The sequence below is a fragment of the Rahnella sp. PD12R genome, assembly GCF_019200965.1.
GTDB lineage: Bacteria > Pseudomonadota > Gammaproteobacteria > Enterobacterales > Enterobacteriaceae > Rahnella > Rahnella laticis.
Genome location: NZ_JAHTMS010000018.1, coordinates 1 through 19,852, shown reverse-complemented (window position 1 = coordinate 19,852; position 19,852 = coordinate 1). Strand labels below are relative to the sequence as shown.

Genomic DNA, 19,852 nt, shown 5'->3' with positions numbered 1-19,852 from the left:
ACAATCTGCGTTTGTTCGGACTCTGATTCGGCTTCCAAAATATTTTCGGCTTTTTGCTATCCGATTTACTCACCCAAAAACAATTCCAGCAGTGAATTCAGGAACAGTTTGCCTTTGCGGGTGATCTGCCAGTGCGTTTCGGTTTCCAGCAGATATTCTTTGCTGATGGCTTCATTGAGCTGCGCGCGGATGACCGATTCATCCAGCCCGGTATACAACCCAAACTCTTCGCGTGGTGCGGCTTCGAGCAGACGAAAGCGGTTCATGAAGAATTCAAACGGCAAATCTTCAGTTTCCACCGGATGCTGTTTATCCATGTAACGTCCCTGCATATAACCCCGCGGATGCTTGGTTTTGACCGTGCGCAGGATTTGCCCGTCGGGCTGTGTCAGCTTGCCGTGCGCACCGCAACCGATGCCGAGATAATCCCCGAAGCGCCAGTAGTTGAGATTATGCTGGCACTGATAGCCGGGTTTAGCATAGGCAGACGTTTCGTATTGCTGATAACCGGCGGCCGTCAGCAGTTGATCGCCTTGCTCAAAGATATCCCACAACGCGTCGTCATCCGGCAACGTTGGCGGACGTGAGGCGTACATCGTATTAGGCTCGATGGTCAGCTGATACCACGATAAATGTGGCGGATTCAGTGCGATGGCCTGACGCAAATCGTCCAGCGCTTCTTCCAGCGTCTGATCCGGTAAACCGTGCATCAGATCCAGATTGAAGCTGCGCAAATTCAGGCCGGTCGCCAGATGGGCGGCGCGTTTTGCTTCTTCCGGCCCGTGAATACGCCCCAGACGCTCCAGTTTTTGCGCATCGAAACTTTGTACACCAATTGAAATGCGGTTCACACCGGCGCGCTGATAGCCGCTGAAGCGGTCTGCTTCGACGGTACCCGGATTGGCTTCCATGGTGATTTCCGCACTGGCATCGAGAGGCAAACGCGCGCGGACGCCGTCGAGCAGGTTTTGCATCGCTTCGCTGCTCAGCAGACTTGGGGTTCCGCCGCCGATAAAAATTGTCCCTACGCTACGGCCAGCGGCCAGATGCAAATCTGCATCCAAATCGGCCAGCAGATGCGCGACATAGTCGTCGTGCGGCACTTCACCCTTTAACGCATGCGAGTTGAAATCGCAGTAAGGGCATTTTTGCACGCACCACGGAATATGAATGTAGAGACTCAGCGGCGGCAACTTACGCATTCTTCTGTACTGCCTCTTTCATCGCCGCCAGCAGCAGTTTCAACGCCTGACCACGGTGCGATACCGCGCTTTTTTCTTCACGCGTCAGCTCTGCGGCTGTTTTGCCCAGTTCCGGAACGAAGAAAATCGGGTCGTAGCCAAAACCGCCTTCACCGGCTTCTGCAAAGGCAATTTCACCCGGCCAGATGCCGTGACATACCAGCGGCGTCGGGTCTTCTGCGTGGCGCATGTAAACCAGAACGCAATGGAATTGTGCGTTGCGCTGGCCCTGCGGCACGTCTTTCAACGCGACGAGCAGTTTGTCGAGATTTTGCTGATCGCTGGCATCAACACCCGCATAACGCGCGGAATAAATCCCCGGCGCGCCGCCCAGAAAATCAACGGCAAGGCCGGAGTCATCGGCCACAGCCGGTAAACCGGTTTCTGTCGCCGCGTGGCGGGCTTTGAGAATGGCGTTCTCAATGAACGTCAGGCCGGTTTCTTCAGCGGATTCAACGCCGAGTTGGGTTTGTGCGACGACGTCCAGCCCGAAATCGGCCAGAAGATGTGCGAGTTCACGGACTTTACCGGCGTTGCCGGTAGCCAATACGACTTTTTGCATAAAATAACGTCCTGAAGACCATCTGAAATGAGTTTATTCAGCGAGCAGTACCGCGACCTCGGTCGGGATATTTTGCGGATTCGTAATGCGGACTTGTTTATGGCGGCCCAGCTCGCCCTTTTCAATGCTTATCTGACTTTTGGCGACTTTAAACTTTTTGGCGAGAAATTTCACCAGATGCGTGTTGGCCTGACCGTCCACCGGTGGCGCGGTGATGGCGACTTTGAATTCATCGCCATGCAAACCGACCAGGCTGTCGCGGCTGGCTTTGGGCTGAATAATCAACCGCAAAACCAGCGCGTCGGACTGCCAGCTCACCGGATTTACGGCAACTGCCATAACGTTCCGATGTAATTTAAGTTCGCGAAGAAATTATCGAGAATATAAAGAATAATCACGATAATCATGCCTGAAAAATCGATGCCACCCAGCGCGGGTAAGATGCGGCGAATCGGCCCCATCAGCGGTTCGGTTAACTGCATCAGCAGATAATCCATCGGGCCACGACCCTGCGTCACCCAGCTCAGCAGGGAGCGGATAATCACAACCCAGAAAATCAGCGAGCCTGCGGTTTTGATTAACGAAACCAGACCCGCCAGCAAATTCACCAGGCTCAGTGAAATCCCGCCGCTGATAATCAGCTCCATCAGCGGGTATTTGAGCGTCAGCAGCAGGAACGCAATCAGCAATGACGCGCTGTCAATCGGCCCCAGCGGCGGGATCACCCGGCGAAGCGGACGGATAACCGGCTGTGTCACTTTCACGACAAACTGGGATAACGGATTATAAAAATCTGTCCGCGCCCACTGCATCCAGATGCGGAGAAGCAAAATCATTGCGTAAGTATTAATTACCATGACTAACAAATTGGTCAGCATAAATTGCCTTATCTAAGTATGTTAAAACTGTTTTTCCATTTCCTGTGCGCGGGTAATGGCGGCCTGCATGGCTTCGGAGACAATCTCCGGTAATTTACGATCGGTGAAAACTTTCAGTGCTTCAAACGTCGTGCCGCCTTTGGACGTCACATTCTCACGAAGTTGTGACAATGGCGTGTCCGGGCTGGCGGCGACCAGCGCAGTCGCCCCGCTTGCAGCCTGTTCCACCAGCATCCGCGCCGCTTCTGCACTAAAGCCTAAACGCTGCGCTTCAGCCTGCATCGCTTCCATAAACAGGAAGAAATACGCCGGTGCGCTGCCCGCGGCAGCAATAATATGGTTGATGCCTTCTTCGGTATCGACCCAGCACACTTTGCCGACGGCGGTCATCAGCTTGCCGCTGTAATCGCGGTCAGCCTGTGAAACCTGTTCTGGCGCGAACAAACCGCTCATGCCTTTTCCGACTAGAGACGGCGTGTTAGGCATAATACGCACAATGTTCAGATTATCGCCCAGCAGCTCGCAGAAACGCGCCACGCTGACGCCTGCGGCAATCGACAGTACCAGCTTGTCGCTAAAATCCACGTCTTTTTGCAGTGCTTTACATACATCGGCCATCATTTGTGGTTTTACAGAAAGTACCACCACATCAGCGTCTTTTGCGCAGCCGCTGTTATCGCTGCTGCTTTTTACGCCATATTTTTCAGCCAGCGCGTCGCGGTGCGTGGTGGAAGGGGCACAAACGCTGACCAGATTTGCCGGATAGCCGCTTTCGACCAGACCCGCAATAATCGCGCCTGCCATGTTACCGGCGCCGATAAAACAGAGTTTACGATGTTGCATTGGTGCTCCTTGCTGTCAGAACAGGGGATAAGTAAGTCATTTATAGATGATTTAAAACAGTTTACTGCATCGCAGAGGTTACTGTTTGGCGCTGTAATCGCGGGCACCAAAAATCGCCGTCCCGATACGCACCATGGTGCTGCCCGCCGCAATGGCTGCCGGCATATCGTCAGTCATGCCCATTGAAAGCGTATCCGCCTGCGGGCAAATGACCTGCAATGCCTTCAGTGCGTCGCGCATCTGGCTGAAAACGTCCAGTTGGCGAGCGTAGTCGGTTTCTGCCGCCGGAATTGCCATCAGGCCGCGCAGATTCAGATTAGGCATCGCCATGATTTGCGCCGCCAGCTCCGCAACGTCTTCCAGCGCAATACCGGATTTACTGGCTTCATCGCTGATATTCACCTGAATCAAAACCTGCAATGGCGCGAAATCAGCCGGGCGTTGTTCATTGAGGCGCTGGGCGATTTTCAGACGGTCAATCGTATGGCACCAGTCGAAATTCTCTGCAACGAGACGGCTTTTGTTTGATTGCAATGGCCCGATGAAATGCCAGGTGAGCGCAGGCTGATGCCCGGCAAAGTGGGCAATCTTATCCACGCCTTCCTGCACGTAGTTTTCACCGAAGGCAAACTGCCCGGCGGCGATAGCTTCTTCGACAGCGCTCGCAGGTTTCGTTTTGCTGACTGCAAGCAAAGTAACTTCTTCTGGAGACCTGCCGCAAAGCTGTGCAGCGGCTGCGATTTTCTCGCGGACATTCTGTAAGTTCTGCTCAATAGCGTTTTGCTGACTCAGGCTCATAAGGACTCGGGAGGATTTCAACATGGATATTGATGGATTAGTGGGGCGTAGTGTAAAGCAAAATGCCTCTGATCTGCACCTTTGTACCGGCTATCCGCCAATGTTACGCATTGATGGCGAATTATGCCGCTGTGAAGATATGCCGGTTGTGAAGGCGTCGGTGATGCAGGCACTCAGCCAGCAGTGGCTGGATACCGCGCAGCTTGCCTGTCTGCATCAGGCCGGACAGGTGGATAAAGCGCTGACGCTCGGGGCGGGCGTGCGGATGCGTCTCAACATTTTTCAGCAATGGCACGGGCTTTCCGCGGCGCTGAGACCCATTCCGGCGCATTGCCCGGATCTGACCACGCTTCACGCGCCTGACGTTTTGCAGCGGCTGATTATGCAGGAGGATGGCTTGATTCTGGTTACCGGCGCGACCGGCAGCGGGAAATCCACCACGCTGGCGGCACTGATTGATCATCTCAACCGGCATACGGCACGGCACATCATTACGCTTGAGGATCCCATTGAGCTGATTCATACCAGCCGTCGTTGCCTGATCCAGCAGCGTGAGCTGGGGCAGCATACGCGTTCTTTCTCTGAGGCCGTGCGCGGTGCCCTGCGTGAGGATCCGGATGTGTTGCTGCTGGGTGAACTGCGTGATACCGAAAGTATCCGGCTGGCGCTGACTGCGGCAGAAACCGGGCATCTGGTGCTGGCAACCTTGCATACGCGCAATGCCACGCAGGCGATTGACCGGCTGGTCGATGTTTTTCCCGCAGAAGAAAAGGCGTTTGTCCGGGCACAACTGGCTGGCAGTTTGCGGGCGGTGATTGCCCAAAAACTGGCGGTAACGAAAGCGACGGAGGCACAGCAGGGCGGAAGGGTGGCATTGTTTGAAGTGCTGACATCAACGCCGGGCGTGTGCAATCTGATCCGCGAGGGGAAAACGCATCAGCTGGCGGATGTGCTGCAAACCGGCGCACAGGCCGGAATGCAGACATTTGCGCAGAGCCGCCAGCAGCGGCAAAGCGCCGGGTTACTGGCTGCGGATCAGGACTGACTCCATTGTTTCTCGAACCAGCTTTCCAGAATGATGACCGCCGAAGCCGCGTCCACGCTGCCTTTGTCCAGCGCGCGAAAACCGCCACGGTCAAACAAATCCGCGCGGGCTTCAACGGTGCTCAGACGTTCATCATGCAGCTCCACCTGAACGCCAAAACGGCCATGCAGACGGTTGGCAAACTTTCGCGCACGCGCCGTCAGCGGCTGTTCTGTGCCGTCCATGTTCAGCGGCAGGCCAACCACGACGAGATCCGGAAGCCATTCTTTCAGCAGCTTTTCGATCTTCTGCCAGTCCGGCGTGCCGTCCTGCGCTTTAAACGACGTCAGCGGGCGCGCCGTGCCGGTGACTTCCTGGCCGATCGCAAGGCCGATGCTTTTCGTGCCGAAGTCGAAGGCGAAGACTGTGCGGTTACCCATTATGCGTGCCCTGCGTGGGTGGCGAGCTGGCTGACATCCACGCCGATCATTTTCGCGGCTTCACGCCAGCGGTCTGCAATCGGAGTGTGGAACAGAATGTCGCTGCTCGCTTCAATGGTCAGCCATGAGTTTTCCAGCAATTCCTGCTCCAGCTGCCCCTGTTCCCAGGCCGCATACCCTAGCGCCACCAGCACATTTTTCGGCTGGTCAGGCGTGCCCAGGGTTTCGAGAACGTCTTTGGAGGTGGTGATCATGGTGCAGTCTGAAATCCGGATACTGGAACCAAAACCTTCACGCGGCGTATGCAAAATAAAACCACGATCGTCTGCCAGAGGGCCGCCGGAAAATACCGGACGGTCGAGGCGGATCGCCGGATCGCGTGGCTCAGGGCTGATATCGAGTTTATCGAGCACATTTTCGACGGTGAAATCTTCGACCAGTTTATTAATCACCAGACCCATTGCGCCGTCTTCATTATGTTCGCAGATATACACGACCGAACGTTTGAACTGGGGTTCGTCCAGTCCGGGCATCGCAATAAGAAAGTGATGTTGTAGATTCATGGTATGTAGGATGTTTAACCTCAAAATAGAAACAAAATCAGACAAGCCAGTTTATTACGTCAGCGTCATCAAAAAAAGCGGGCTATCCGGCAGAGCGGATAACCCGTTAATGACGGTATTGCGTGATCAGCGTGCAGCCAGACGTTTTTCGATAGCGTCCATCAGCATACCGGTGATGGAAATCGGGAATGCTGCTTCGATTTCACGCGCACAGGTCGGGCTGGTGACGTTAATTTCGGTCAGGCGATCGCCGATGATATCCAGACCAACAAAAATCAGGCCTTTTTGCTTGAGGATTGGTGCAACGGTGCGGGCAATCGCCCAGTCGCTTTCGCTCAGCGGACGTGCTTCACCGCGGCCACCGGCGGCCAGATTGCCACGGGTTTCACCTTGTGCAGGAATACGCGCCAGGCAGTAAGGCACGGGTTCGCCGTCAACAACCAGAATGCGTTTGTCGCCGTCTTTAATGGCAGGCAGATAGTTCTGCGCCATACAGAAACGGCTGCCGTGCTCGGTTAGCGTTTCGATGACAACGGAAACGTTCGCGTCTTCCGGTTTCAGGCGGAAGATTGATGCGCCGCCCATGCCGTCGAGCGGCTTGAGGATCACATCGGTATGTTCTTTATGGAACGCTTTCAGCTGCGCCGCGTTGCGTGTTACCAGCGTGTCCGGCGTCAGTTCCGGGAACCAGGCGGTGAACAGCTTTTCGTTACAATCGCGCAGGCTCTGCGGTTTGTTAACGATCAGCGTGCCTTTTTCTTCGGCGCGTTCAAGGATGTAAGTGGCATAAATAAATTCGGTATCGAAAGGCGGATCTTTACGCATCAGGATCACGTCGAGCTCCTGCAGGGCGATATCCTGTTCGGTGCCGAATTCATACCAGCCGTCGTAATCTTGTTTCACGCTGAGCTTTTTGGTGGTTGCACGGCCTTCGCCGCCGCGCAGATACAGGGAATTCATTTCCATGTAATGCAGCTCGTAGCCACGACTCTGCGCTTCGAGCAACATTGCGAAACTGGTGTCTTTTTTGATGTTAATGGAAGAAATCGGGTCCATCACGATGCCAAGCTTGATCATTTGGTCTCCTCTTAACCCAGATCGCCGAAACGGACCTGTAAGGCCGTTATCGCGGTGAGAGCTGTAGTTTCTGTACGCAGAACACGGGGTCCCAGCAGGATATCAGTAAATCCGTAACCGGAGGTCATTGCAATTTCGTCGGCGGATAAACCGCCTTCCGGGCCGATCAGCAGGCGAACATGATTCACCGGCAGCGGCAAGGTATTGATGCTGTGGCTGGCGCGAGGATGCAGGTTCAGCTTCAGGCTGTCGTCCTGCTCTGCGCACCAGGCTTCCAGCTGCATGACCGGACGAATTTCCGGAATGCGGTTTCGGCCACACTGCTCGCAGGCAGCGATGGCGATTTTCTGCCACTGCTGCAATTTCTTTTCCAGACGCTCACCGTCCAGTTTCACGCCACAGCGTTCGGAAAACAGCGGCGTAATCGTATTCACGCCCAGCTCGATGGATTTCTGAATGGTGAATTCCATCTTCTCGCCGCGTGAAATCACCTGGCCGAGATGCAGATTCAGCGGCGATTCATTGTCTGACAGCACGCCTTCGCCCAGGCTGACGCGCACGTTCTTCTTATCCACCTGCGTAATGCTGGCGTCGAAGATCTGATTACTGCCGTCAAAAAGCTGAATGACCTGACCAGGCTGCATGCGCAGAACGCGCCCGACGTGATTCGCGGCATCTTCACTGAGCGCAATTTCGCTGTGCGCGGTTAACGGTTCAGGGTGATAAATGCGAGGTATGCGCATGTGAGGCTGCTGTCCTTAAAGTCTTGAGAGGGGTTATTTTGGCGACATTAGCCCGCATTGTCGCGAACTAATGTGCTCTGATGATGAGTTTAATACTAAGTTAGCTTTTTCTTTGCGCGCAAGCCTGCTGAACGTACGGATTATGATTTCCCTGCACATTCGCAATACGGTTGTCGCGTTCGCATTCCCAGGCAGTGACCGGATACTGGCGATCCCAGGCGGTAAACAGCTGAGTTTGCTGGCGTGACAGATTCAGTTTGTACTGATCGCGCATGTAGAAATAGGTGCGGGCGATGGCGCCGCGCGCACGGGCTGGCGGCTCGGCGGCTTTGGCTTTGAAGTCGATTTTCATCCCGCATTTGCCGTACTGGCCTTCACCGCCGTTCCACTGGCTGTACATGAAGTTGTTGCGATCGCCGTTCACTTCGCCGATAGCCGGTTCGAGGTTGTGCAAATCCGTTTCTATCTGGCGATAGTCGGCGCTTTTCGCGCAGTTTTTACGTCCGCCATCCTGCCAGCATTGCATCTGGTGGCCAAACTGCCAGGCGGGCACAACGTGTTCCCATTCAATACGGTTGGCACGTTGCTCGCTTTTGCGGACTTCATAGCCGCAGGATTTCAGATCCGGTGTCCCTTTTTTTCCCAGCCAGCTGATGTCACAGCCGCAGTAAAACGTCGGCGCACCCTGATTGATTTTGACCGCTGCCGCTTTGGCCTGAGTGAAATTATTGATGGCGTTGCCAGACTGGCTGAAAGCGCTCAGCGGTGCCAGAGCACCGATAAACAGAAAGGATAAAAGTGTTTTACGAAACATGTTTCCGAATAGCCCGAGTGTAAAAGGTCGCAAGGGTAACGGATGCGAAGCGGTGTGACAATCAGACAATATGGCTATTTAGTGATTGAAAAATCAGCAGTTAGCGGTGCCTTTAGCGTTAAAGCGTAACAGCTCGCCGCAATGCCGGCAGCGGTATTCCGACTCTTTACGCATCACCTTATTGTGGCGGCGAACCGTCAGCTGATGGTCACGGCAGGCGCACAGATACGGGTACGTTTTACTTTGCACGGAGGCGACTTCGAACTTGTGCGTCCGGCTGGCCGAAACGCCCAGCACGTGCTCCATCATCCAGTGCCATTCTTTACCGTGCGGAGCCGGTGACCGCCCGAAACGCCGGTAAACCAGCAAATGCGCCAGCTCGTGCGGAACCACTTCATCAATAAAAGGCTGCTGGTTTTCCATCAGCAAGACGGGGTTAAGACGGATTTGCCAGTGCTGGAGGTACGCGCTGCCCGCGCTGGTGCCGCGTTGCTGATATGTGATTTCCGGCTCCGCGTAATCGGTGCCAAAAAACTGATTTGCCATCTGGAGTTTTTCCCGCAGGCAGCGCATGACGGCTTGTTGCAGGGCGATGGGAAGGCGTGAGGTTTTCATCAGGCGAAGGATAAATCTGTGGGAAGCGAGATGCAATATTGAATTCCTCCCCTTTGCAGGGGAGGAATGGCGGGCTTACTTACCGATGTCGCGCAGTGCTTCACCTTTCATCAGGTTGCGTTCGATGTGTTCCAGGGAGACGTTTTTGGTCTCAGGGATCAGCGCAATGGTGATGAAGATGAACACAACGTTCAGCGCCGCGTATACCCAGAAGGTGTTGGCGTTGCCGAGGCTGTCGAGCATGGTCAGGAAGGTTGCGCCCACGATCATGTTGGCAATCCAGTTGGTCGCGGTGGAAACGGTGATACCGAAATCACGGCCTTTCAGCGGCTGAATTTCAGAACACAGAACCCAGATCAGCGGACCGGCACTCATCGCAAAACCGACGATGAACATCAGCAGCATCGCGATAGAGAAGTATTTCGCGGCATCTGATACAACGCCAATGTGCAGCATTGTTCCGAGCACGCCCATACCGACGGCCATAACCAGGAAGCCCAGTTTCAGGGTCGGTTTACGGCCCCAGCGGTCAACCAGACCGATGGCGATGAAGGTCGCCAGAACGTTAACCAGACCGACAATGACCGTGCCCCACATCTGCTGAGACGTGCTGGCGAAACCGGCAATGCCGAAGATTTTCGGTGCGTAATACATGATGACGTTCATGCCGGTGAACTGTTGCATGACCTGCAACAGGATGCCGAGATAAACCGCACGGCGGAAGTTTTTGTTGTTAGTGAACAGACCCCAGCCGCTTTGTTTTACTTTCAGGCTTTCACGGATTTCATCCAGCTCACGTTTCGCCTGTTCGCTGGAATCACGCAGTTTTTCCAGAACTCGGCGGGCTTTGCCATCGTCACCGCGTGCTGCCAGCCAGCGCGGGCTGTCCGGCAGGAAGAACACGCCAATCAGCAGCAACAGGGCGGGGATGGTGATAACGCCCAGCATCCAGCGCCATGCGCCGGTGTAGCTGAACGCCGTATCAGACAGATACGCCGCCAGAATACCGATGGTGATCATCAGCTGGTACATGGAAATCATGCTCCCGCGGATTTTTTCCGGTGCAATTTCTGACAGATAGATTGGCGCCGTGTAAGACGCGACGCCGACCGCCAGGCCCAGCAGGACGCGGGCAATAATCAGAATTTCTGTGTTTGGCGCAAAGGCGGAGCACAGGGAACCGGCAACGAACAGGATCGCGCCAATCATCAGGCTGTATTTACGGCCAATACGGAAGTTCATCCAGCCACTGCCGACAGCACCGACGGCGGCACCAAACATCATGGAGCTGACCACCCATTCCTGCTGGTGGCTGGTGATTTGAAAATCATGGCTGATAAACGGAAGGGCACCAGCGATGACGCCGATATCTAAACCGAATAACAGTCCGGCCAGCGCAGCGAGAAAACACACAAAGAAAGTGACGCTTTTGTTTGAGCGTTTTCCTTTGGTCGAAGTTGAGTTGTTCATCCGGTCTCCAAAATAATGCAATCGTTTTGAGTTTGTAATAATGCTTAGGCTGTTATGTTATTTACCCTGTACACAGCTTAACGTGAACCCGGTCACAGTGTTGTAATCGTTTACACTTATAGGTGTCATCGGGAATGTTGTTCGGTAAGGGTTTCAATGAGATATGCAGCAGGGAAGGGGCTTTCATGCAGAGTAATAGCCCATAAATTGATTTATATCAATCAAAATTATGTGACACATTTTTAATCATTAAAATAATCTATTAATTTATAACAAGTTATTATCTGTAACCGTTTTCACAGGTATTTAAAAATCAGATTCCATCCCAATTCATTCCGCGCTAATCCCCTAAAAACAGGCAATAAAAAACCCCGCCGCAAGGGCAGGGTTTCAGTGCAGAACAGTCTGAAAAACTTATTTCAGGCCGGCAGCTTCGCGCAGCTGAGCCGCTTTGTCGGTTTTTTCCCATGGGAAATGTTCGCGACCAAAGTGACCGTATGCAGCGGTTTCTTTGTAGATCGGGTGCAGCAGATCCATCATCTGAATCAGGCCGTATGGACGCAGGTCGAAGAACTCACGCACCAGCAGGGTCAGCTGTTCGTTAGAAACTTTACCCGTACCGAAGGTTTCCACCATGATGGAAGTCGGTTCAGCCACGCCGATGGCGTAAGACACCTGGATTTCACAACGGTCAGCCAGACCGGCTGCCACGATGTTTTTCGCCACATAACGTGCAGCGTAAGCAGCAGAGCGGTCAACTTTCGACGGATCTTTACCTGAGAACGCACCGCCGCCGTGACGGGCCATGCCGCCGTAGGTATCAACGATGATTTTACGTCCGGTCAGACCGCAGTCGCCCATCGGGCCACCGATAACGAAACGGCCAGTCGGGTTGATGTGGTATTTGGTGCTGGCGTTCAGCCATTCTGCTGGCAGTACAGGTTTGATGATTTCTTCCATCACCGCTTCCTGCAAATCTTTCAGCGCAATGTCTTCAGCGTGCTGAGTGGACAGCACAACGGCATCGATGCCAACGATTTTGCCTTCGTCATACTGGAAAGTGACCTGGCTTTTCGCATCAGGACGCAGCCATGGCAGGGTGCCTGATTTACGTACTTCAGCCTGACGCTGCACCAGACGGTGTGCGTAAGTGATCGGAGCTGGCATCAGAACGCTGGTTTCGTTGGTAGCATAACCAAACATCAGACCCTGGTCGCCCGCGCCTTGTTCCAGCGGGTCAGTGCGGTCAACGCCCTGATTGATATCCGGAGATTGCTTACCAATAGCGCTCAGAACGGCACAAGAGTTGGCATCGAAACCCATGTCAGAATGGATATAGCCAATTTCGCGAACGGTCTGACGCGTGATTTCTTCAACGTCGACCCATGCGCTGGTGGTGATTTCACCGCCAACCAGGACCATGCCGGTTTTGACATAAGTTTCACATGCAACACGTGCTTTCGGGTCTTGCTCTAAAATTGCGTCCAGTACTGCGTCAGAAATCTGGTCTGCAATTTTATCTGGATGTCCTTCTGAAACAGATTCGGACGTGAAGAGGTGTTTAGCCATTATGTTCTTTACCTTACATACGACGGGTTAGATATCACTGCATAGCACCGGGGAGACGGGCAGATGAGGAGCACAGCTCGTCATTGTCACAATGCGTCCTGCATGTCCCCATTAGGCAAAGCCTTAAAGCAGTTTGCGCATTAATCCCTAAAATTGCTACGGACGGATTAACATCTGGACGGCTATTTTAGGATAGCACCTGTGCTGAAAGCCAGTCATTTTTGTGACGAACATGGCGTTATTGTGCGGGTTTGCAGTGATATTCACGCATAGAAACAATCCTGACGTCATTTTCATTTTGCAATTTCAGCAGGTTGCCGGTATAAACGGCGCGCGCTGTACATATTTATAGAGACTGTAGATCCCAGCGTATTCCAGTGATTACTGTTTTCTCAGCTCGAATGCCCGCGGGTGATGCGTGGCACGTGTGGAGGTGGTTAGGTTAATGACCCACTTTTTACCGGTTGTTACATTTCAACAGCATCCCCTGCAGCCTTTAATGCGCCTTGCAGCACTTCTTTCAGCGGACCTTCTTTCAGAGAAATGTCTGCCCTCTCTGCGATGTTACAGACAGCCTGACTACAGACAGGTCAGTCGCCGACATCTGTACGCTACTCAGTAAAACCGGGATCGTATTCCCGACATATAACTGATGTAGCCTGCGACCTCCGGGGTGATTTCCCCTGATTTCTTCCGACTCGTTACACGGAGTCTAAAAACGTGTTTTACAATGATATGAGTGAAAAACAGTCCCATGGCTGTGGCTCGCAGGGTTTTATCCTGTCTGAAAGCCAGCCTTGCGGGTTGTTCTCACATGTTGTTACTGCGATAGTGGCTGGCCATGTTGTCAGTATAGAAAGAGGATTTACCTATGTCTGATGACATCCAGTCCCACCGTCCGTCACAACCGGGCGATACTGTTTCTTTGCGCTCCATGCAGGAGGTTGCCGTGAACGATCGTGATGCCAGCAAAATGCTGCGCACTTACAACGTTGCCTATTGGGGTAACAACTATTTTGACGTCAATGAACTGGGCCACATCAGTGTTTGCCCGGATCCAGACGAGCCTTCTGCCCGTGTCGATTTGGCGCAACTGGTGAAAGACATGCGCGAGCAGGACGGTCAGCGTCTGCCAGCCTTGTTCTGTTTCCCACAAATTCTGCAACACCGTCTGCGTTCGATTAACGCCGCGTTCAAACGTGCGCGTGAATCGTTCGGTTATGAGGGTGATTATTTCCTGGTTTATCCGATCAAGGTTAACCAGCATCGCCGCGTGATTGAATCTCTGGTCGAGTCCGGCGAACCGCTGGGCCTGGAAGCGGGTTCAAAAGCGGAACTGATGGCTGTTCTGGCTCACGCCGGAATGACCCGTTCCGTTATCGTCTGTAACGGTTATAAAGACCGCGAATACATTCGTCTGGCACTGATCGGCGAGAAACTCGGTCACAAGGTTTATCTGGTTATTGAGAAAATGACCGAGATTAAACTGGTGCTGGAAGAAGCTGAACGTCTGAACGTCATCCCGCGTCTGGGTGTGCGTGCGCGCCTGTCTTCGCAGGGTTCCGGTAAATGGCAGTCCAGCGGTGGCGAAAAGTCCAAGTTTGGTCTGGCGGCTTCTCAGGTTCTGCAACTGGTCGAAATGTTGCGCGAAGCAGGGCGTCTGGAAAGCCTGCAACTTCTGCACTTCCACCTCGGTTCGCAGCTGGCGAATATCCGCGACATCTCAACCGGTGTGCGTGAATCGGCGCGCTTCTATGTTGAGCTGCACAAACTGGGCGTCAATATCCAGTGCTTCGACGTAGGCGGCGGTCTGGGCGTGGATTACGAAGGGACGCGTTCTCAGTCCGATTGCTCCGTGAACTACGGCCTGAACGAATACGCTAACAACGTCATCTGGGGTATCGGTGATGCCTGTAATGAGCACGGTCTTCCGCACCCGACGGTGATCACGGAATCAGGCCGCGCCGTCACGGCGCATCACACCGTGCTGGTTTCCAACGTGATTGGCGTTGAGCGCAACGAGTTCAAAGAGCCGGTTGCGCCGGAAGATGATGCACCACGCGCGCTTGGCAGCATGTGGGATACCTGGAATGAAATGCACGATCCGGAAAACCGCCGCTCACTGCGCGAATGGTTGCACGACAGCCAGATGGACTTGCACGACGTCCATTCGGCCTACGCACACGGTATTCTGGATCTGACTCAGCGCGCCTGGGCGGAAGATATCTACCTGAATATTTGTAATAAAATTCAGGATCAGCTGGATCCAAGCAACCGCGCGCACCGTCCGATCATCGACGAATTGCAGGAACGTATGGCTGATAAGCTGTACGTGAACTTCTCGCTGTTCCAGTCCATGCCGGATGCGTGGGGTATCGATCAGCTGTTCCCGGTTCTGCCGCTGGAAGGGCTGGACAAACCGCCGGTTGGCCGCGCGGTGCTGCTGGATATTACCTGTGATTCCGACGGCACTATCGATCACTATATCGACGGTGACGGCGTGGCGACCACCATGCCGATGCCTCCGTATGATCCTGAGAATCCGCCGGTGCTGGGCTTCTTCATGGTTGGCGCGTATCAGGAAATTCTCGGCAACATGCACAACCTGTTCGGCGATACCGCGGCAGTAGACGTATTTGTGTTCCCGGACGGCAGCATTGAAGTGCAGCAGTCTGACGAAGGCGACACCGTGGCCGATATGCTCGAATACGTGCAGCTTGACCCGAATGTGTTGCTGACCCGTTTCCGCGATCAGGTAAAAGAAACCGATCTGGATGCGGAACTGCAGGCGCAGTTTGTGGAAGAGTTTGAATCCGGTTTATACGGTTATACGTATCTGGAAGAAGACGAATAGGGGCGCCGGTTTTTAGCCCTGAATGACAGATAAAATAAAGGCACCTTCGGGTGCCTTTATTATTTAGGTTATGAATATTCTATTTTGGGGGATATAAATAACGAATTTATTTCGCGATTATTTATCTTCGGCGATACGCTTTTTAATATTATCTGCGCGCTCCTGAGAAGGCGGATGAGAGCTGAATAAACTCTTCTCACTGCCACCGCTCATTTTTGCCAGTTTCTCAAAGGCAGTAACCAGCCCTTTGGTCGGCAGGCCGCGTTTTTTCAGCAAGTCGTAGGAATAATTATCAGCGTCAGATTCCTGTTTCTGAGAGAACTGCGCGTTAATCAGGTCTTCACCCAGATCGGCCAGCTGTGTGCTGGAAAGTTGTCCGGCAATGCCACCGGCTGCGCCCGCTGCATTGTGCGCGGCGGAAGTGCTATACGCCACCTGCATGGCTTTTTTGCTGTGACCCAGTGCGACGTGACCTATTTCGTGGCCCAGTACGCCTTCGACTTCATCGTCGGTCATCATGTCCATCAGGCCGCTGTACACGCGGATACAGCCGTTCGCCATCGCCCAGGCGTTAACGTCGCTGGTGAGGTACACTTTATAATTCGCCGGCCGGCCATTGATATCCTTGCCGAGGTTTTTGGCAATTTTATTCAGGCGTTTTGTGTATTTGCTTTTTGATGAAGCAATTTGGGATTCGGCATCGAGCGCTTTACAGGAACCTTCCGTCATATTGATGACATCCTGATCGGTCAGCGTGGCCGCTTTGTATGCATCTGAGCCGGATTTCATTAAGGCATCGGTATTGAGCGCGCCGTTCTGACAACCACTTAATAATACGGTGATCCCTAACGCAATTGCAGTTATGCGAAAATTCATAATCCATCTTCCTTTGATAGTTAAATTAAATAAAAACGCAGGAAGAATAACCAAACGTTTTTACTTAGCGAGGAAAAGTCTTCATGAAAGGTTATTTTCAGATTTTGTGCGATATTTATTTCTGAATAATGGATTTTTAATAAAATTAGGAAGCTTCATTTATACCGATAATAAAAAATGCGCCCTTTAGCGGGCGCATCTGTATGCAGGAAGGAATTAATTACCGGCAGCTATGCGATCACGGATATGTTTGGCACGCGCTTCGGATGACGGGTGATCGTCAAACCAGCCAATGCTGCTTCCCTGATCCAGTTTTGCCAGTTTTTCAAAACTGGTCGCCAGCCCGGTCGGATCAATTCCGCGTTTCTTCAGCAGATCGAAAGAGTAATCGTCGGCTTCGGATTCCTGTTTCTGCGAGAACTGCGCGTTAACGTATTTCTCACCAAGATCGGCCAGCTGCGATTGAGAAAGCGTGGTGCTGACGCCGCCCAGTGACGCCACCGCCGTCCGCGCCGCCGTGGCGCTGTAGGCAACCTGCATCGCTTTGCGGGTGTGTCCCAGCGCGACGTGGCCCATTTCGTGGCCGAGTACGCCTTCAACTTCGTTGTCGTTCATCATATCCATCAGGCCGCTGTACACGCGGATGCATCCGTTCGCCATCGCCCAGGCGTTGACGTCTTTCGTCAGATACACCTTGTAGTTGGCTGGCGTGCCATTGATGTTGTCCCCCAGCGCCGCCGAGATTTTTTTCAGACGTTGCGCGTATTCGCTGCTTTCTGGTGCTATTTGCGCTTTTTTATCCATTTCTTCGCAGGACTGAACACTCAGGGTTTTTACATCGGCGTCGCTCAGTGTATAAGCCTGATAAGCCTGCGCGCCGGATTGCATTAAGGTATCGGTATTAAGGGTTGAACAACCGCTGACCAGTGCGGCCGCGCAAAGACTCAGCAAAACGGGGTGGAATTTCATCAGTTTGGGTTCCCGGAGAACGTTAATAATAAAGTCAGTACAGCCTCAAAAAGGCTCTGATTGTAAGAATAGCGTTAAGATAGGTTTTTGGGATCGCCCGATCTATAGTGTAAGTCTGAAAAAACGCACTGATTTAAAAGCGAATTCTGTGAACTTAGTCACGAGAGTGATTAAGGATTGCCGTTTTAATGCCGAGTCTGAGAAAATGACTTTCTTGACTGCTTTTTTAATCCGACCTGGAGTAGAACATGTCCTCTCGTAAAGAGCTTGCGAACGCTATCCGCGCACTTAGTATGGACGCCGTGCAGAAAGCGAATTCCGGCCACCCTGGCGCCCCTATGGGCATGGCAGACATTGCCGAAGTCTTGTGGCGTGATTACCTGAACCACAACCCGTCAAACCCGAACTGGGCTGACCGCGACCGCTTCGTGCTGTCTAATGGTCATGGTTCTATGCTGATTTATAGCCTGCTGCACCTCACCGGTTATGACCTGCCAATCAGCGAGCTGGCGAACTTCCGTCAGTTGCATTCCAAAACTCCGGGTCACCCGGAATACGGTTATACCCCTGGCGTAGAAACTACCACTGGCCCGCTGGGTCAGGGCATTGCGAACGCAGTGGGTATGGCGATTGCTGAACGTACACTGGGCGCGCAGTTCAACAAACCAGGTCACGATATCGTCGATCACCAGACTTACGCGTTCCTGGGCGACGGCTGCATGATGGAAGGCATTTCTCACGAAGTGTGTTCCCTGGCCGGTACCATGAAACTCGGCAAACTGACCGCGTTTTATGATGACAACGGCATCTCCATCGACGGCCACGTAGAAGGCTGGTTTACCGATGATACCGCTGCCCGTTTCGAAGCTTACGGCTGGCACGTTGTGCGTCACGTTGATGGTCACAACCCTGATTCCATCAAAGCGGCTATCGAAGAAGCGCACAAAGTCACCGACAAACCTTCCCTGCTGATGTGCAAAACCGTGATCGGTTTCGGTTCTCCGAACAAAGCCGGTACTCATGATGTGCACGGCGCAGCGCTGGGCGCAGCCGAAGTGGCCGCCACCCGCGAAGCTCTTGGCTGGAAATATGCTGCGTTTGAAATCCCGCAAGACATCTACGCACAGTGGGATGCTAAAGAAGCCGGCAAAGCGAAAGAATCCGCATGGGATGAGAAATTCGCCGCTTACGCTAAAGCGCACCCTGAGCTGGCAAAAGAGTTCAAACGTCGTATCAACGGCGAATTGCCTGCTAACTGGGAAACCGACGCACAGAAATTTATCGAAGAGTTGCAGGCAAAACCTGCCAACATCGCCAGCCGTAAAGCGTCTCAGAACGCGCTGGAAGCTTTCGGTAAAGTGTTGCCAGAATTCCTGGGCGGCTCCGCTGACCTGGCGCCAAGCAACCTGACCATGTGGTCCGGTTCTAAGTCTATCGGCGACGATCAGGCGGGTAACTACATCCATTACGGTGTGCGCGAATTCGGTATGACCGCGATTACCAACGGTATCGCGCTGCACGGTGGTTTCCTGCCGTACTCCGCAACCTTCCTGATGTTTGTTGAATACGCGCGTAACGCCGTGCGTATGGCAGCACTGATGAAGATCCGTAACGTGTTCGTTTACACCCATGACTCCATCGGTCTGGGCGAAGACGGCCCTACGCACCAGCCGGTTGAGCAAATCGCCAGCCTGCGCGTAACGCCAAACATGAGCACATGGCGTCCGGCTGACCAGGTCGAATCTGCGGTGGCATGGAAATACGCCATCGAACGTAACGACGGCCCGGTTACCCTGATCTTCTCCCGTCAGAACCTGACCCAACAACCGCGTACCGCTGAGCAACTGGCGAACGTGGCACGTGGTGGTTATGTCCTGAAAGATTGCGACGGCACGCCAGAAGTGATTCTGATCGCGACCGGTTCTGAAGTGGGGATCACCGTTGAAGCCGCAGACAAACTGGCCGCAGCGGGCACTAAAGTGCGCGTGGTTTCCATGCCGTCTACCGACGCCTTCGACAAACAGGACGCGGCTTACCGTGAATCTGTATTGCCGAAAGCCGTTTCTGCACGCGTGGCAGTTGAAGCGGGTATCGCTGATTACTGGTTCAAATACGTTGGCCTGAACGGCGCTATCGTGGGCATGCATAGCTTCGGCGAATCTGCTCCGGCAGAGCTGCTGTTCAAAGAGTTCGGCTTCACGGTTGATAACGTTGTGGCTCAGGCACAGGCATTACTGAAGTAATCTGCCCCTGATGTCATCTTAAAAAAGCACCTTCGGGTGCTTTTTTTTGTGCACAGAAAACCCCCAGCTAGGCTGGGGGTTCAGTAAAGCTTTCAGCTTTGAGCCAGTTATAAAAACCCCTTTTGATTTGTTAAAACAGTTTGCGGTCTGGCAACTGCAAAGGTTCAACAAGAAATCAAAAGGGGGTCCCAATGAGGGACGAAAAGAGCTTAGCGCACACGCGATGGAACTGTAAATATCACATAGTTTTTGCGCCGAAGTACCGAAGAAAGG

General features: G+C 53.3%; 19 protein-coding genes and 1 pseudogene. 4 read left to right on the top strand and 16 right to left on the bottom strand.

The genetic code is table 11. The annotated features are described in order from the left end of the window. Window positions 1–65 precede the first annotated feature (65 nt). The 6 genes from hemW to KWG64_RS23940 all read right to left on the bottom strand — a co-directional run bounded on the left by hemW (window position 66) and on the right by KWG64_RS23940 (window position 4,322). On the bottom strand, window positions 66–1,202 hold the full coding sequence (hemW, locus tag KWG64_RS23965; RefSeq protein ID WP_218523349.1) for a radical SAM family heme chaperone HemW: 1,137 nt from the start codon (window positions 1,200–1,202) through the stop codon (window positions 66–68). Beyond that, on the bottom strand, window positions 1,195–1,803 hold the full coding sequence (locus KWG64_RS23960) for an XTP/dITP diphosphatase (protein ID WP_218523348.1): 609 nt from the start codon (window positions 1,801–1,803) through the stop codon (window positions 1,195–1,197). The genes hemW and KWG64_RS23960 overlap by 8 nt, the downstream gene beginning before the upstream one ends. 33 nt (window positions 1,804–1,836) lie before the next feature. Then, window positions 1,837–2,142, bottom strand: a complete 306-nt coding sequence (yggU, locus tag KWG64_RS23955) for a DUF167 family protein YggU (protein ID WP_218523347.1) — start codon at window positions 2,140–2,142, stop codon at window positions 1,837–1,839. Next, window positions 2,127–2,681, bottom strand: coding sequence for a YggT family protein (locus KWG64_RS23950; protein ID WP_104923215.1), 555 nt, complete (start codon window positions 2,679–2,681; stop codon window positions 2,127–2,129). Before KWG64_RS23950 ends, yggU begins: the two co-directional genes overlap by 16 nt. 21 nt (window positions 2,682–2,702) lie before the next feature. After that, entirely contained in the window at window positions 2,703–3,524 is an 822-nt protein-coding gene (gene proC, locus KWG64_RS23945) for a pyrroline-5-carboxylate reductase (RefSeq protein WP_218523346.1), read from the bottom strand. Window positions 3,525–3,602: 78 nt separating this feature from the next. Next, on the bottom strand, window positions 3,603–4,322 hold the full coding sequence (locus KWG64_RS23940; protein ID WP_218523345.1) for a YggS family pyridoxal phosphate-dependent enzyme: 720 nt from the start codon (window positions 4,320–4,322) through the stop codon (window positions 3,603–3,605). A 22-nt stretch (window positions 4,323–4,344) separates the two neighbouring features. On the opposite strand from KWG64_RS23940, the gene KWG64_RS23935 reads away from it, so the two are divergent. Beyond that, window positions 4,345–5,367 carry a type IV pilus twitching motility protein PilT gene (locus KWG64_RS23935; protein ID WP_218523344.1) on the top strand — a complete coding sequence of 341 codons (1,023 nt, stop codon included), beginning with the start codon at window positions 4,345–4,347 and terminating at the stop codon, window positions 5,365–5,367. On the opposite strand, the gene ruvX is transcribed toward KWG64_RS23935, so the two are convergent. From ruvX to metK, 8 genes are all read right to left on the bottom strand, one after another. Then, complete coding sequence (gene ruvX / locus KWG64_RS23930; RefSeq protein ID WP_195813862.1) at window positions 5,358–5,786, bottom strand: Holliday junction resolvase RuvX; 429 nt, start codon at window positions 5,784–5,786, stop codon at window positions 5,358–5,360. The genes KWG64_RS23935 and ruvX overlap by 10 nt on opposite strands. Then, a complete protein-coding gene (locus KWG64_RS23925) occupies window positions 5,786–6,349 on the bottom strand; it encodes a YqgE/AlgH family protein (RefSeq protein WP_152327741.1) in 564 nt (187 codons plus the stop codon). The genes ruvX and KWG64_RS23925 overlap by 1 nt, the downstream gene beginning before the upstream one ends. 126 nt (window positions 6,350–6,475) lie before the next feature. After that, window positions 6,476–7,426, bottom strand: coding sequence for a glutathione synthase (gshB, locus tag KWG64_RS23920; protein WP_218523343.1), 951 nt, complete (start codon window positions 7,424–7,426; stop codon window positions 6,476–6,478). Window positions 7,427–7,437: 11 nt separating this feature from the next. After that, entirely contained in the window at window positions 7,438–8,169 is a 732-nt protein-coding gene (gene rsmE / locus KWG64_RS23915) for a 16S rRNA (uracil(1498)-N(3))-methyltransferase (RefSeq protein ID WP_195813864.1), read from the bottom strand. 100 nt (window positions 8,170–8,269) lie between these two features. Further along, entirely contained in the window at window positions 8,270–8,983 is a 714-nt protein-coding gene (endA, locus tag KWG64_RS23910; RefSeq protein WP_218523342.1) for a deoxyribonuclease I, read from the bottom strand. A 93-nt stretch (window positions 8,984–9,076) separates the two neighbouring features. Next, on the bottom strand, window positions 9,077–9,598 hold the full coding sequence (locus KWG64_RS23905; RefSeq protein WP_218523341.1) for a SprT family zinc-dependent metalloprotease: 522 nt from the start codon (window positions 9,596–9,598) through the stop codon (window positions 9,077–9,079). A gap of 75 nt (window positions 9,599–9,673) precedes the next feature. Then, window positions 9,674–11,068, bottom strand: coding sequence for a sugar porter family MFS transporter (locus KWG64_RS23900; RefSeq protein ID WP_101075329.1), 1,395 nt, complete (start codon window positions 11,066–11,068; stop codon window positions 9,674–9,676). Between the two features lie 414 nt (window positions 11,069–11,482). Then, window positions 11,483–12,637, bottom strand: coding sequence for a methionine adenosyltransferase (gene metK / locus KWG64_RS23895; RefSeq protein WP_152327747.1), 1,155 nt, complete (start codon window positions 12,635–12,637; stop codon window positions 11,483–11,485). Between the two features lie 871 nt (window positions 12,638–13,508). On the opposite strand from metK, the gene speA reads away from it, so the two are divergent. Then, the gene (gene speA, locus KWG64_RS23890) at window positions 13,509–15,491 is read left to right on the top strand and encodes a biosynthetic arginine decarboxylase (RefSeq protein WP_195813867.1); all 1,983 of its coding nucleotides are present in this window, start codon (window positions 13,509–13,511) and stop codon (window positions 15,489–15,491) included. Window positions 15,492–15,608: 117 nt separating this feature from the next. Here speA and KWG64_RS23885 read toward each other — a convergent pair whose 3' ends face one another. Together KWG64_RS23885 and KWG64_RS23880 are read right to left on the bottom strand one after the other, a co-directional pair. Further along, window positions 15,609–16,367: a M48 family metallopeptidase gene (locus KWG64_RS23885; RefSeq protein WP_218523340.1), complete on the bottom strand. Its 759-nt coding sequence runs from the start codon at window positions 16,365–16,367 to the stop codon at window positions 15,609–15,611. Between the two features lie 216 nt (window positions 16,368–16,583). Then, a complete protein-coding gene (locus KWG64_RS23880; RefSeq protein WP_152327750.1) occupies window positions 16,584–17,336 on the bottom strand; it encodes a M48 family metallopeptidase in 753 nt (250 codons plus the stop codon). 248 nt (window positions 17,337–17,584) lie between these two features. Here KWG64_RS23880 and tkt point away from each other — a divergent pair, with 248 nt between their 5' ends. Together tkt and KWG64_RS23870 are read left to right on the top strand one after the other, a co-directional pair. After that, a complete protein-coding gene (gene tkt / locus KWG64_RS23875) occupies window positions 17,585–19,579 on the top strand; it encodes a transketolase (protein WP_195823742.1) in 1,995 nt (664 codons plus the stop codon). Between the two features lie 191 nt (window positions 19,580–19,770). Further along, window positions 19,771–19,852, top strand: a pseudogene (locus tag KWG64_RS23870) (IS200/IS605 family transposase); the annotation flags it as partial.